This window comes from Microbacterium kyungheense (genome assembly GCF_006783905.1).
GTDB lineage: Bacteria > Actinomycetota > Actinomycetes > Actinomycetales > Microbacteriaceae > Microbacterium > Microbacterium kyungheense.
The window spans coordinates 550,752-564,209 of sequence record NZ_VFPE01000002.1 but is presented as its reverse complement, the minus strand read 5'-3'; the positions used below and the strand labels follow the sequence as shown (position 1 = coordinate 564,209).

General features: G+C 72.3%; 11 protein-coding genes. 7 read left to right on the top strand and 4 right to left on the bottom strand.

Annotated features, from left to right (window positions below; translation table 11 throughout):
* Nucleotides 1-5: 5 nt before the first annotated feature.
* The gene (locus tag FB391_RS09330; protein ID WP_141894148.1) at nt 6-3,248 is read right to left on the bottom strand and encodes an ATP-dependent helicase; all 3,243 of its coding nucleotides are present in this window, start codon (nt 3,246-3,248) and stop codon (nt 6-8) included.
* A 156-nt stretch (nt 3,249-3,404) separates the two neighbouring features.
* Here FB391_RS09330 and FB391_RS09325 point away from each other — a divergent pair, with 156 nt between their 5' ends.
* Both FB391_RS09325 and FB391_RS09320 read left to right on the top strand, forming a co-directional pair.
* Complete coding sequence (locus FB391_RS09325; protein ID WP_018171265.1) at nt 3,405-3,629, top strand: DUF3107 domain-containing protein; 225 nt, start codon at nt 3,405-3,407, stop codon at nt 3,627-3,629.
* A gap of 10 nt (nt 3,630-3,639) precedes the next feature.
* Entirely contained in the window at nt 3,640-3,930 is a 291-nt protein-coding gene (locus FB391_RS09320) for a hypothetical protein (RefSeq protein ID WP_141894147.1), read from the top strand.
* Nucleotides 3,931-3,993: 63 nt separating this feature from the next.
* Here FB391_RS09320 and FB391_RS09315 read toward each other — a convergent pair whose 3' ends face one another.
* Nucleotides 3,994-4,707: a ferritin-like fold-containing protein gene (locus FB391_RS09315; RefSeq protein ID WP_141894146.1), complete on the bottom strand. Its 714-nt coding sequence runs from the start codon at nt 4,705-4,707 to the stop codon at nt 3,994-3,996.
* 192 nt (nt 4,708-4,899) lie between these two features.
* On the opposite strand from FB391_RS09315, the gene FB391_RS09310 reads away from it, so the two are divergent.
* Together FB391_RS09310 and FB391_RS09305 are read left to right on the top strand one after the other, a co-directional pair.
* The gene (locus tag FB391_RS09310) at nt 4,900-6,417 is read left to right on the top strand and encodes a DEAD/DEAH box helicase (RefSeq protein WP_141894145.1); all 1,518 of its coding nucleotides are present in this window, start codon (nt 4,900-4,902) and stop codon (nt 6,415-6,417) included.
* A gap of 102 nt (nt 6,418-6,519) precedes the next feature.
* Nucleotides 6,520-6,954: an SHOCT domain-containing protein gene (locus FB391_RS09305; protein WP_185843018.1), complete on the top strand. Its 435-nt coding sequence runs from the start codon at nt 6,520-6,522 to the stop codon at nt 6,952-6,954.
* A 57-nt stretch (nt 6,955-7,011) separates the two neighbouring features.
* Here the strand turns inward: FB391_RS09305 and FB391_RS09300 are convergent, their stop codons facing one another.
* The gene (locus FB391_RS09300; protein WP_141894144.1) at nt 7,012-7,875 is read right to left on the bottom strand and encodes a PHP domain-containing protein; all 864 of its coding nucleotides are present in this window, start codon (nt 7,873-7,875) and stop codon (nt 7,012-7,014) included.
* A 109-nt stretch (nt 7,876-7,984) separates the two neighbouring features.
* Here FB391_RS09300 and FB391_RS09295 point away from each other — a divergent pair, with 109 nt between their 5' ends.
* From FB391_RS09295 to FB391_RS09285, 3 genes are read left to right on the top strand one after another with little or no spacing between them, the layout of a single operon-like run.
* Nucleotides 7,985-9,007, top strand: coding sequence for an endonuclease/exonuclease/phosphatase family protein (locus FB391_RS09295; RefSeq protein ID WP_141894143.1), 1,023 nt, complete (start codon nt 7,985-7,987; stop codon nt 9,005-9,007).
* A gap of 46 nt (nt 9,008-9,053) precedes the next feature.
* On the top strand, nt 9,054-10,484 hold the full coding sequence (locus FB391_RS09290) for an aminopeptidase P family protein (RefSeq protein ID WP_141894142.1): 1,431 nt from the start codon (nt 9,054-9,056) through the stop codon (nt 10,482-10,484).
* Nucleotides 10,485-10,517: 33 nt separating this feature from the next.
* Nucleotides 10,518-12,314, top strand: a complete 1,797-nt coding sequence (locus tag FB391_RS09285) for a gamma-glutamyltransferase family protein (protein WP_141894141.1) — start codon at nt 10,518-10,520, stop codon at nt 12,312-12,314.
* On the opposite strand, the gene FB391_RS09280 is transcribed toward FB391_RS09285, so the two are convergent.
* On the bottom strand, nt 12,296-13,441 hold the full coding sequence (locus tag FB391_RS09280; protein ID WP_141894140.1) for a citrate/2-methylcitrate synthase: 1,146 nt from the start codon (nt 13,439-13,441) through the stop codon (nt 12,296-12,298). The two genes, FB391_RS09285 and FB391_RS09280, sit on opposite strands and share 19 nt — an antisense overlap.
* Between the last annotated feature and the right edge of the window lie 17 nt (nt 13,442-13,458).

The window sequence follows — 13,458 nt, the reverse complement described above, 5'->3', positions numbered from 1 at the left end:
GGTCGTCACGAGGCGCTCACCGCGCCGATCGTGTGGATGCGGCACAGGCCGTAGGAATGCTCGTCACGGCAGTGCTCCTCATACGGTGCGGTGAAGGACGTGCCTCGCATCACTGCGACGGCGGTGCGGATGCGGCCCACGAAGGCCGCGCGCCGCTCGTCGTCGAACGGCGGCTGCCACGGCGTGGCGTAGTCGGCGCGTGCGGCGGTCGGCCGCAGCACGAGGAGCTTCGCGCCGCCCGGCGCATGACCGGCGGCCTCGGGGATCGCGCCGGACTCGAAAGCGAGCTGATAGGCCCCGAGCTGCGGGTTGTCGAGCACTTTCGCGTCGGTCTGTGGCTCGCGCTTGCCGGTCTTCAGATCCATGATGACGACGGTGCCGTCGGGAGCCAGCTCGACCCGGTCGATGTAGCCCGACAGGATCACGCGATGCTCGTCGTCACGGGTGCCTTCCGGCTCTGCGGCAGGAGCGGGCTGTCCGACAGGACCCTCCAGCGGGATCACGACCTCGAAGTGCGGTTCGGCGCCGATGAGCCTGCCACCGGCGTCGTCGAAGCGCCGCAGATACAGGTGGAGCCTGCGCACGAGATCCCGCGCGCGCGTCTGCTCCGCCCGGTCGCGCCAGTCCGCCTCGAACGTCAGCTCCCCCCAGCGCGATTCGACCTCCGCCCACAGCGCCGCCTCGTCGTGGCCGGCGGCGTGCTCGAGAGCCGCGTGGATGATGGTGCCGAGGCCGGCCGTCGTGCCCCCCGGGTCGCCGCCCAGATCGCCGATCACCCAGTTGAGCTCGCACTCCTCCAGCGCGTGCAGCCGCGACGGCGACACCCGCACGTCCTCCTTCGAGAGATCGCGGAGCGGCCCCGTCGAGGTGGGTGCCGCGACGCCGAACCACTCTATCGGCGCGGCGCCGGGCACTCCCGCCTCGGCGAGCAGCACGAGCTGCTGCGCCGCGGCGCGTGACGCGGCCGTCAGACTCCGCTCCGGGGCACCGCTGCGCGGCGCGGTCGTCGTGAGGGTGCGACGGTGGCGCGCGACCAGCCCGCGCAGCGACACCGGATGATCGAGTTCGAACGGCGTGGGATCGGGAAGCATCTCGAAGAAGACGCTCGGGCCGGTGTCGTCGTCGTCGACGGCCGTCACGACGAGTCGCGCGTCTGCTCGCGACAGCGCACGGGCGAGCAGCCTCAGTTCGTCGTGCATGGCCGCCCGGCGGCGGTCGAACGCGCCGAGGGCTTCGCCGTCGGCGCGGGTGGCGGCATCCGCGAGCCGCCAGGTCTCGAGCAGGCTGCCGCGCAGGCGGGTGTTGGGCCACACCGCATCCTGCATCCCTGCCACCACCACGGTGTCGAATTCGAGCCCGAGTGCACCGGCAGGGGTGAGCACCCGCACGCTGTCGTCGCGTGCCGGGGCGTCGAGGCGGTCTTCGGCGACGCCGCTGTCGAGGATCGACCGCACGAACACCCGTGGGTCGGCGTCCAGGGAGCGCTCCACGAACCGCTTGGCCGCCTGGAACAGCGCCACGAGCGCATCGAGATCCCGGTTCGCCTGCTCGGCGAGCGGGCCGTTGCTGCGCGCCAGCTCGGACCACGGGCGTTCGAGCCCGCTGCGCTCCCACGCCGTCCACAGCAGCTCATGCGCCGTGGCCCCGCGCGCCAGGTCGTCGCGCAGCACCGCGAGCGTCCGTGCGAGCGCTCCTGCCCGCCGGGCCTCGCGCGTGTCGATCAGGTCGAACTCGAGCGGCTGGGCCATGGCCGACAGCACGAGGTCGCGACCGGATCGCTCGACGCCCGGCATCCGCGCCTCGGCGCCATCGACCCCGCTGTCGCCGTCCTCCTGCGCATCGCCGACGGCGCGACGCAGCTCCGCGTGGCGAAGCGCCGAGCGCAGCCGGCGCAGCTCGATCACGTCGAGCCTCCCGTAGGTGCCCACGAGCGCCGCCTGCACATCGTCGAAGGTCCAGTCCTCTCGCGATGCGAGTTCGACGAGCCGCAGCAGGTCCGCCACCGGCCGCAGCGCCCCGAGCGCGCGACCGGGGCCGCTGGAGCGGGCGGGGACCTCGCGCGCGGACAGCTCGGCCTCCAGCGCGGCCACCTGCCGGGTGTCGTGGGCGATCACCGCGCACGCGTGCCACGGCACGCCGTCGTGCACGTGCCGTTCGCGCAGCACACGGGCGACGGCGTCGTACTCTTCCGCCGGCGAGCGCAGCGTCAGCACGCGCACCGACTCGTCGGGCTCGGCTCCTGCCGCCGCGGCCCGGTGCGCGACCACTCCGACGGCGCCGATCCGCTGCGTCACGCGGCCGACCAGTTCGCGCTGCCAGGCGCTGCCGCGATGCCCGTCAGCCAGCACGTGCACCTCCCCGAGCGACGCGGCCAGACGGGCGAAGTTCTCGGGCGTCGCCCCGCGGAACGCCCCGGAGCCGACATCGGGGTCGCCGAAGGCCAGCACCGCCGCGCCATGCCCCCGGACAGCCTCGATCAGCTCGACGCCACCGAGGGTCAGCTCCTGCGCGTCGTCCACGAGCACGAACCGCACGCGGTCGATCGCTGGAACGCCGGCGATCGGCCGTGCGCGCAGCAGCCCGACGGCCTCGCGCACGAGCCCCGCGGCGTCGCGGTGCGCGCCGCGCATGGCCGCCCGCACCTGGAGGTACTCCTCGGCGAACGAGGCGAGCGACGTCCAGGCGGGAAACCCCAGGCGGTCGCCGAGCTCGCGCAGGCGCGGCGGCTCGATCCCGAGCGTCGTGCACTCGGCAAGGAAGGTGCGCACCTCGGTGCGGAAGCCCGCCGTCGAGCGGATCGCGGCGCCGAGCCACTCCGGCCACCGCGAGGGCGCGTGGGCCTCGTCCTCGGCGTCGCCGTCGAGCAGGTCGCGGATGATCTGGTCCTCGTCGCCGCCGGTCAGCAGCTGCGGCGGATCGGCGTCGATCGCCACGGAATGCGCGCGCACGAGCTGGAACGCGTACGACGCCACCGAGCGTGCGAGGGGTCCGGCCGTGGCGACGCGCACCGCGAGGCCGAGCCGGTCGCGCAGCACGGTGGCCGTCTGGCGCGACGGCGTCAGCACGAGCACCGAGTCGGGGGCGGCGCCGGCCTGGACGAGGGCGGCGACGCGGGCGACCAGCGTCGCCGTCTTTCCGGAACCGGGCGCGCCTACGACGACGCCCGAGGCGTCCGCCGGCAGCGCGATCACCGCACGCTGATGCGGATCCGGCACGAACGGCGCGGTGGTCTGGCTCCCCGGTGTCACCCTTCGAAGCTAGCGCGAGCGGACGACATCGGCCGTTCGCCCAGAGCGTTCCGGCGACGGGCGGCCGCCCCTCCGCGGTGTCGTAGAGTTGCCATGCGTCCGGGGAGCCTCAGCCTCGCACCGAGCAACCATCGCCCCGCGCAGGAGGTCAGTCACGTGGAGATCCGCATCGGCATCGCGAACACCGGCCGCGAGCTCAACTTCGAGACGAACGAGCCCGCTGCCGACGTCAAGAAGTCCATCGCCGCCGCCCTCGACGCCGGCGCGACGCACGTGACGTTCGCCGACGCCAAGGGCAACTCGTACATCGTCCCGACCGCCGGACTGGCGTACGTCGAGCTCGGCTCAGAAGAGTCGCGCCGCGTCGGCTTCGTCGCCTGAGCCGGACGCCATGCAGATCCTCATCGCGTTCATCGTCGGCGCGGTCGTCGGCATCGGCATCCACTTCCAGCTGCACCAGCGGCTCACGCGCGGCGTCGCCCTGGCGCCCATGATCGGCGCCGTCTCGGCCGGCGCCGCGTGGACGCTGCTCACGTGGCTCGGCGTCGGCATCGACACGCCGTGGCCGTGGCTGGCCGCCCTCATCGTCCCCGCGGTGGTGACCTACCCCGCGATCCTCATCATCTCCCGCGTGCGCGTCGCCCACGACGCCCGCGAGAAGGCGCGCCTCGGCATCGGCTGACACGCCCGCACACCGAAGAGATCCGGGATGCCGCGAGCCGCGGCATCCCGGATCTCTTCCGTCTCAGGCAGCGAGGCCCATGGCGTCCATGCGGCGCGAGTGGGCGGCCATGAGCTCGGTGAACACGGGTTCGACCTTGGCTTCGACGGCGGAGCCCACGGTCATGGGCCGCAGCGCGGCACGCGCGATGAGGAGGGTGTCACCGACGAGGCGGCGACCCCACAGTGCCAGCAGCGACTTCCATTCCGGATCGCTCGAGATGGTGTCGGCGAGGATGTCGACGATCGCCTGCCGGTCCGAGTCGGCCTGCAGGATGCGCGCGACCCGTCGCCCGGTCTCGCCGTAGCTGGCCGAGAGCGCCAGATAGAAGTCGTCGAGCATGCCCGCCGTGATGTGCACCGAGAGCATGGTCTCCTGCGGTCGCACGCCGTGGGTCGCCACGCGGAATGCGTCCAGCGGCTCGCGGAAGGGGCGCATCAGCTCGGTCGGATCGTCGCCGCGCTCGCGGATCAGCGCGACGAGCGCCTCGTGCTTGGTGAGCGCGGCGCCCGCGGCACGTGCGACCGCCTCCTTCTCGCCCAGTTCGGGGAGGGTCTGGATGAGCTCGGTGAGGGTCTCGAAGTACCCGAGCTGCAGATACGCGGCCTGGCCGAGGAAGGTGTCGATGTCAGGGGCGAGCTCCTCGAAGTCGACGCGGTCGGCACCGCCGAGGTCGTCGCGCGAGCGCAGCTGGAGCTTGCGCTCCGCGCCGCGGCGCTGCCAGAACCACTTGACCATGTACGAAGCCTAAGTGCTCGCCGCGGCGTCCTCCGGTATCGTGGTCTCGGCCCCGGCGTCGGATCGGGGCGCCCGCGCCTGTGGGAAAGAAGGGCGTGGATCGCACTTCCGCCCGCGCGGACGGCCATGAAGCCGGTTCCAGCGCCCGGGCACGAAACCAGGCAGCATCCCACTGCCGGACAGGCACACATCGTGACGACCTTCGCCGACCTCGGCGTCGATCAGGACATCGTCGAGGCCCTCGCTGTCAAGGGCATCGTCGACGCCTTCCCCATCCAGGAGCAGACCATCCCGCTCGGGCTGCCCGGCCAGGACATCATCGGCCAGGCCAAGACCGGCACCGGCAAGACCTTCGGCTTCGGCATCCCCGTCGTCCAGCGTCTCGGACTCGACCCGGCGCCCGGCGTCAAGGCGCTCATCGTCGTGCCGACGCGCGAGCTGTGCGTCCAGGTCTACGAAGACATGGACATGCTGACCTCCAACCGCTCGACCAGCGTCGTGGCGATCTACGGCGGCAAGGCCTACGAGGGGCAGATCGACCAGCTGAAGGCGGGCGCGCAGATCGTCGTGGGCACGCCCGGCCGCCTCATCGACCTCAACAACCAGCGCCTGCTGGATCTGTCGCACGCGACCGAGGTGGTGCTCGACGAGGCCGACAAGATGCTCGACCTCGGCTTCCTCCCCGACATCGAGAAGATCTTCTCCAAGGTCCCCGCCGTGCGTCACACGCAGCTCTTCTCGGCGACCATGCCCGGTCCGATCGTCGCGCTCGCGCGCCGGTTCATGTCGAACCCGATCCACATCCGCGCCACCGATCCCGATGAGGGCCTCACGCAGGCGAACATCAAGCACCTCGTCTACCGAGCGCACTCGCTCGACAAGGACGAGGTCATCGCGCGCATCCTGCAGGCCGAAGGCCGGGGCAAGACCGTCATCTTCACGCGCACCAAGCGCGCGGCGCAGAAGCTCGTCGACGAGCTGAACGATCGCGGCTTCAACGCGGGCGCGGTGCACGGCGACATGAGCCAGGAGGCGCGCGAGCGCTCGATGGCCGGGTTCAAGGCCGGCAAGAAGGACGTGCTCATCGCGACCGACGTGGCCGCACGCGGCATCGACGTCGACGACGTGACGCACGTCATCAACCACACGATCCCCGACGACGAGAAGACGTACCTGCACCGCGCCGGTCGCACCGGCCGCGCCGGCAAGACCGGCATCGCGGTCACGTTCGTCGACTGGGAGGACCTGCACAAGTGGGCCCTCATCAACCGCGCGCTCGAGTTCGGCCAGCCGGAGCCCGTCGAGACGTACTCGTCGAGCCCCCACCTGTTCTCGGACCTCGACATCCCCGCCGGCACGAAGGGTCGCATCGCGACGACCCCCAAGACGCAGAGCGTTCGCGTTCAGCCCGAGAAGGCCGCAGATGCCGCGGCCGCCGCGGAGAACGACGGCCAGCCGTCCACGCGCCGTCGCCGTCGCCGCCGCTCGGGCGGATCGGCCGAGCGGGTCGGCTCGACCTTCGAGGCGGCAGAGGGGGGCCCCAAGTCCACCGGCGAGCAGGCCGCGGCGACCGACGGCGAGCGCGACGCCGAGGGCGGCGGAACGCACGACGGCGGCGGCAAGGAGCACCACGACGGACGCCCGGCGCCGCGTCGCCGTCGGCGTCGCCGCGGCGGTTCGGGCGGCGGCGCCGCCCCCGCCGGCGCCTGACTGCGTCATGTGCGGTCGCGGCATCGACACTCAGCGTTCTTTCAGCGCTAGTGTGAGGCCACGCGGCGGGATGCCGCGACTCGCATAGACGAAAGGCAGACCGTGCGATTCATCGAAAACGCCGTGCCCATCAGCTACGAGTACCAGGGCTTCTGGGGCTCGTTCTGGGACATCATCTGGTGGTTCCTCTGGATCTTCTTCTTCATGGCGTACCTCTTCGCGCTGTTCGCCGTCATCGGCGACCTGTTCCGCGACCACAAGCTGAACGGCTGGTGGAAGGCCGTGTGGATCATCTTCCTGATCTTCGTGCCGTTCCTGACGCTGCTCGTCTACCTCATCGCGCGCGGCAACGGCATGGCCAAGCGGAGCGCGAAAGAGGCGTCAGAGCTGCAGAGCGCCCAGGATGCCTACATCAAGTCGGTCGCGGGCGGCTCGGCCAGCCCCGCCGATGAGATCGCGAAGGCCAAGGCCCTTCTCGACGCCGGCACGATCACGCAGGCCGAGTACGACGCGCTGAAGACGAAGGCGCTGGGCTGAGTCCCGGCTGAGGACTCCTCGCGGCACCCGCGTCTTCGGGAGCGCCCCTGTCGACCTTCACGGGTAGACGGGGGCGCTTCCTGTTGCGCGGTCGATGATGCGGGCGACCATGTCGTCGCTCGTGGTGTGCTCCCCCGGCTGGTTCGGCTTGCCGAGGCCGTGGTAGTCGCTCGAGCCGGTCACGATGAGGTCGCGCTCACGGCACAGGTCGCGCAGCTTCTGCAGCGCGGGCTCGCGGTTCTCGCGGTGGCCGAGCTCGAAGCCTGCGAGCCCGGCGTCGAGCATGCGCTCCAGCAGCTTCGCCGGCAGCAGCCCGGCACGTCCGGCCGGGTGCGCGATGACGGGCACTCCCCCGGCGCCGGCCACCAGAGCCACCGCCGTCACCGGATCCGGCGCGTACAGCGCGACGTAGTAGTCCCCGCCGGGGCTGAGGATCCCCGCGAACGCTTCGGCTCGGTCGCGCACGAGTCCCCGCGCCACGAGCGCATCGGCGATGTGGGGGCGTCCGACGGTGGCGCCGTCCGACGTCTGCTCGAGGATGTCGTCCCACACCAGGTCGTAGTCCCGCGAGATGCGGTCGGCCATGATGCGGGCGCGGTCCAGGCGCGACGAGCGGATGCGCTCCGTCATCGCCCGCAGGTCCGCGTCGTCGGGGTCGGGCAGGTAGGCTAGCACATGGACGCTCCGCCATTCGTGCCGCGCCGACAGCTCCATCCCGGGCAGGAACGTCATGGCGAGGGATGCCGCCGCCTCGGCCGCCTCGGCCCAGCCGGACGTCGTGTCGTGATCGGTGAGCGCCGCCGTGCGCAGGCCGTGGCGGTGCGCCGCGGCCATCACCTCCGCGGGAGGCTGGGTGCCGTCGGAGTGCGCCGAGTGCAGGTGAAGGTCGCTCGGACCCTCGAAGCGCTGCGTCGTCGGCATCCTCCGAGCGTAGCGCGGGCGCCGGCACGCGCCACGCGGTGCGATGCTCACCGCGCCACGCGGTGCGGCGCTGACCGATCTCCCAGCCTGGGCGCATAGAGTCGCGGGCGTGCTGCGCCTGCTCGGGATCCTCGTCACGGTGCTGTGTGCCATCGGCGTCGCCGTCCTGACGTGGCCGGGCTTCTTCCGCGTCGAGCGCGTGTACCCGGTCGCGCAGCTGGTGTCGTTCCGCGGCGTGATCGTCCTCGCGTTCGCCGCCGCGGTCGTCGTGGCGCTGCTGCTCGCGATCGCGCGCCCGGTCCGCCCGCTGGCGTTCGCGCTGGCCATCGTGGCCGGCGTGGGACTCGTGGCCAACGGCGCCGTGGTCGCCGCGCGCGGCGGGATGGGCACCGACCCGCTGCCGGCGAAGACGGCGTCGAGCGTGCGCGTCATGACCTGGAACACCGCCGGGCCGGCGACCTCTCCCGAGACGATCGCCAAGATCGCCGTGGCGATGGATGCCGACATCGTGGCGCTGCCCGAGACGACGATCGAGACCGGGGCGGCCGTGGCCGTCGCCATGCGCGACCTCGGGCACCGCATGTGGGCCCATCACGCCGAGGATCCCTCGACCGAGTGGGACGCCGGCTCGACGACCCTGCTGATCTCGCCCGAGCTCGGCGACTACTCCGTCATCGAGTCCTCGGCCGACGGCACGAGCAACACGTCGACGGTGCCGAGCGCCGTGGCGATGCCGGTCTCGGGCGACGGCCCCATCGTCGTCGCCGCCCACGCGGTCGCGCCGCGCAAGGACTACATGGCGGACTGGCGCGATGACCTGCAGTGGCTCGCCGACCAGTGCGGCGACGGCAACGTCATCATGGCGGGCGACTTCAACGCGACCGTCGACCACATGTCGGGGCTCGGCATCGACGGCGCGACACTCGGTCACTGCACCGACGCTGCGGTCGAGACGGGCAACGGCGCACTGGGCACCTGGACGACGGAGGTCCCGGCGATCCTCGGCGCCCCCATCGACCACATCATGGCCACGAAGCAGTGGCGTGCGACGGGTTCGCTCGTCCTGCGATCCCTCGACGGCTCCGGATCGGACCACCGCCCGCTGATCGTCCAGTTCGAGCCCGTCGGCTGACGCTTCCGCCTGCGCGTGGACACGGCACGCGTGCGAGACTGGTCGCATGAGCACCGCAGCCAGCGAGACGTCCGCGGGGGCCACGAGCACCGCACAGACGCACACCTCGACCAGCACGAACCGCCGCCAGCCGTTCGGTCAGGGATTCCTCGACACCATCTCGACCGGCTGGGCCGAACGGCCCGACCAGGTGCCGCCCGCGCGTGACCAGGCGCCCTTCGCCGCCGCACGCCGCGACGCGGTCTCGGCCGCCTTCCCCGGCAGGCGGGTCGTCGTCCCGGCGGGCGAGCTCAAGCAGCGCAGCAACGACACCGACTACCCGTTCCGCGCCCACTCTGCCTTCGCCCACCTGACCGGCTGGGCCTCGGACGCCGAGCCCGGCTCGGTGCTCGTCTTCGAGCCGCTTTCCGCGGGCGGCCATGACGTGACCCTCTACTTCCGCGAGCGCGCCGACCGCACGACCAGCGAGTTCTACTCGGACGCCTCCATCGGCGAGTTCTGGATCGGTCCGCGTCCCGCACTGGACGGCGTGGCCGCCGACCTCGGCGTGGCCACGGCGCACGTCGACGACTTCGAGTCCCGCGACGGCGACCTCGTCGTGGACGAGGACGACGACCTGACCCGCTTCGTGTCCGAGTTGCGTCTCGTGAAGGACTCGTACGAGGTCGCCCAGATGGAGCTCGCCGTGCAGGTCACCGCGAGCGGCTTCGACGACATCGTCGCGAACCTCCCCGCGATCATCGAGCACCCGCGCGGCGAGCGCGTCGTCGAAGGCGTCTTCCACCAGCGCGCCCGCAGCGACGGCAACACCGTGGGCTACGACACGATCGCCGCATCCGGCCCGCACGCGTGCTACCTGCACTGGACCCGCAACGACGGCGCGGTGGTCCCCGGCGATCTGATCCTCATCGACGCGGGGGTCGAGGTCGACAGCCTCTACACCGCCGACATCACACGGACGCTCCCGGTGAGCGGGCGGTTCACCGACGTCCAGCGCAAGGTGTACGAGACGGTGCGCGAGGCGGCCGACGCCGCGTTCGCCGCCGCCCGGCCGGGCGTCATGTTCCGCTCCGTGCACGAGGCCGCGATGCGGGTCATCGCGGCGCGCGTCGCCGAGTGGGGTCTGCTCCCGGTCACGGCCGACGAAGCCCTCGACGCCGACCGCGGCGGTCAGCACCGCCGCTACATGGTGCACGGCACCAGCCACCACCTCGGCATCGACGTGCACGACTGCGCGCAGGCACGACGCGACATGTACTACGACGGGCTCCTCGAGCCCGGCATGGTGTTCACGATCGAACCCGGCCTGTACTTCCAGATCGACGACGTCACGGTTCCCGAGGAGTACCGGGGCATCGGCGTGCGCATCGAGGACGACATCCTCATGACCGCCGACGGCCCGGTCAACCTCTCTGCCGGCATCCCGCGCACGGCCGACGAGGTCGAGGCCTGGATGCTTCGTCTCGGGGCGCACTGACGTGGGCTCCTCGCTCAGCACAAGTCCCCGCTCGTGACGTACACGCCGCCGTCGTCGTTCACGACGCGCCCGACGCTCACGGGCACGTTCGGCATGTCGGCATCGACCCACTGGCTGGCGACCGCGACCGCGCAGGCGGTGCTCGAGCGCGGCGGCAACGCGTTCGACGCGTCGGTCGCGGCAGCGTTCGTCCTGCACGTGGTCGAGCCCCACCTCAACGGTCCCGGCGGCGACCTCGTCGGCATCTTCCAGACGGCGGATGCCGTCACGCCGACGGTCCTCATGGGTCAGGGGCCGGCTCCCGCCGCCGCGACGATCGAGCATTACCGCGCCGAGGGCCTCGAGCTCGTGCCCGGCGCGGGAGGCTTGGCCGCCGCGGTGCCCGGCGCCGTGGACGCGTGGCTGCTGCTGCTGCGCGACCACGGCACGTGGGAGCTCACCGATGTCCTCGCGTATGCGATCGGCTACGCCCGCGACGGCCATCCGCTGGTCGCCGGCGCCGCCGCGACGATCGCGCGCGTGGCAGAGCTGTTCCGCGACGACTGGACGACGTCGGCCGACCTCTGGTTGCCGGACGGCGAGGTCCCCGCGGCCGGGCAGATCGTGCGCAACCCGGCGTACGCCGACGTCCTGGACGCGCTCGTGCACGCGTCGTGCGCCGTCCGCGACGACGGCCCTGTCGGTCGCGCCGCCCGCATCGATGCGGCGCGCACGCAGTGGCGGACGGGGATCGTCGCGCACGAGGCATCCGCGTTCCTCGCGCAGCCCCATCGGCATTCCGGGGGCCGGATGCACGCCGCGGTGATCACGGCGGAGGACTTTGCGGCGTTCGAGGCGCGCTACGAGGCGCCTGTCATGCGCGAATTCCGAGGGCACACGATCGCCAAGGCGGGCGCGTGGACGCAGGGTCCGGCGCTGCTGCAGACCCTGGCGATGCTCGAGCCCCTCGACGACGACCTGCTCGACCCGTCGCAGGAGGCGGGCGCCCACACCATCCTCGAAGCGCAGAAGCTCGCCTACGCCGACCGCGACGCCTGGTACGGCGATGCCGACGTCGACCTCGACGCGCTGCTGGCCGACGACTATGTCGCCGAGCGGCGCGCGCTCATCGGCGAGAGCGCATCAGCCGAGTTCCGGCCGGGGTCGCTCGGCGGCCGCGCCCCGTTCCGGCCGCCGCTGCGCACGTCCTACGACGCGCCCGCCGTCGGCACCGGCGAGCCGACCGTCGCGAAGACCGGCGAGACCCGCGGCGACACGTGCCACCTGGACGTGATCGACCGGTGGGGCAACATCGTGTCGGCGACACCGTCCGGCGGCTGGCTGCAGTCCTCGCCCACGATCCCGTCGCTCGGATTCTGCCTCGGCACGCGTCTGCAGATGACCTGGCTCGAGCCGGGGCACGCCTCGTCGCTCGTCCCGGGCCGACGGCCCCGCACCACGCTCACCCCGGCGCTCGTGCTGCGGGGCGGCGTCCCCGCCTTCGCCATCGGCTCCCCCGGCGGCGACCAGCAGGACCAGTGGCAGCTGCTCGCGCTGCTGCGGATCATCGTCGGCGGCTACACCCCGCAGCAGGCGATCGACGCACCAGCATTGCACACCAGCGCGCTGCCCGAGTCGTTCTGGCCCCGCACCTGGACCCCCGCCGGCGCGGTCGTCGAGAACCGGCTCGGCGACGACGTGATCGCCGGGCTCGAACGCCGCGGGCACGTCGTCACCCGTGCGGGCGACTGGGCTCTCGGCCGGGTCTCGGCCGCCGGAAGGGATGCCGGCGGCGTGCTGTGGGCGGCGGCCAACCCTCGCGGCATGCAGGGCTACGCGGCAGGTCGCTGAACCGGCGGCCCGACGTATCGTGCGGACGGGCGGATGATCTTCGGGTCGTCCGCCTGTTCGAGGATGTGCGCCGTCCAGCCGATCGTGCGGGCGATCGCGAAAGTGGGCGTGAACATCTCACGCGGGACGCCGCACTCCTCCATCACGATGGCCGCCCAGAACTCGACGTTGGCGTGAAGCTCCCGGCCGGGCTTGGCCTGCGCGAGCAGGCGCTCCGCCGACTGCTCGAACTCCAGGGCGAGCGCGACGCGTGCACCGCCGAGGTCCCGGGCGACACGCTTCATCAGCTGTGCGCGCGGGTCGGCGGTGCGGTACACGGCGTGACCGAAGCCCATCAGCCGGCGCCCGGCATCCAGTTCGCCGCGGATCCACGGCTCGATCCGCTCCGGCGTTCCGACGGCATCGAGGCCGTCGAGCGCACGCGCGGGCGCCCCGCCGTGCAGCGGCCCGGTGAGCGCGCCCAGCGCCCCGGTCAGGCAGGCCGCCACGTCGGCCCCGGTCGACGCGATGACCCGGGCGGTGAACGTCGACGCGTTGAACCCGTGGTCCATGACCGACACCAGATACGCGGTCAGCGCACGCTCCACCTGCGGCGTCGGCACGACGCCGGTCACCTGGTGCAGGTAGTCCGCCACGACGCCTCGTCCCGCGAGCGGGGGCAGCGGGTCCTCGCCGAGCGACCGGCGCCACAGGCCGCCGACGAGCGGCGCCGTCACAGCGGCCATCGTGAGCGCTTCGTCCAGCCGGGCCTCGCGATCCAGGTCGTAGAGGGGATGAATGCCGCACCGCGCGCCCAGCAGCGGCCACGCAGCCGCCAGCCCGGCGAGCACGCCCGCGTCCATGCGTCCCACCGCGCCGACGATCGCCTCCAGGGCGGGGCGTGCGCCGTCGAGCGCCGCTCCCACCCGCGCGCGGAACGCCGCTGTCGCGGACGGGGTGGGTGCTTCGCCCGTGACGAGCAGCTGCCACGCGGCCTCGAAGGCGACGCTCTCGGCGAGCTCGACTGCTGACCGGTCGCGGTACTGGTAGAAGCCCTCTCCACCCCGCACGTCGCCGATCGTCGTCTCCGCCACGACGACACCGGCGAGTCCGCGCGGCACCTCGATCGTCGACATCATCGCGTCCATCTCGGTCTCCGTCCTGC

Bases quoted from the DNA above. Each gene is read 5' to 3' on its own strand.
- FB391_RS09300 (WP_141894144.1), bottom strand. From the start codon at position 7,875: ATGCCGACGACGCAGCGCTTCGAGGGTCCGAGCGACCTTCACCTGCAC.
- FB391_RS09320 (WP_141894147.1), top strand. From the start codon at position 3,640: ATGCAGATCCTCATCGCGTTCATCGTCGGCGCGGTCGTCGGCATCGGC.
- FB391_RS09315 (WP_141894146.1), bottom strand. From the start codon at position 4,707: ATGGTCAAGTGGTTCTGGCAGCGCCGCGGCGCGGAGCGCAAGCTCCAG.
- FB391_RS09290 (WP_141894142.1), top strand. From the start codon at position 9,054: ATGAGCACCGCAGCCAGCGAGACGTCCGCGGGGGCCACGAGCACCGCA.
- FB391_RS09280 (WP_141894140.1), bottom strand. From the start codon at position 13,441: ATGGACGCGATGATGTCGACGATCGAGGTGCCGCGCGGACTCGCCGGT.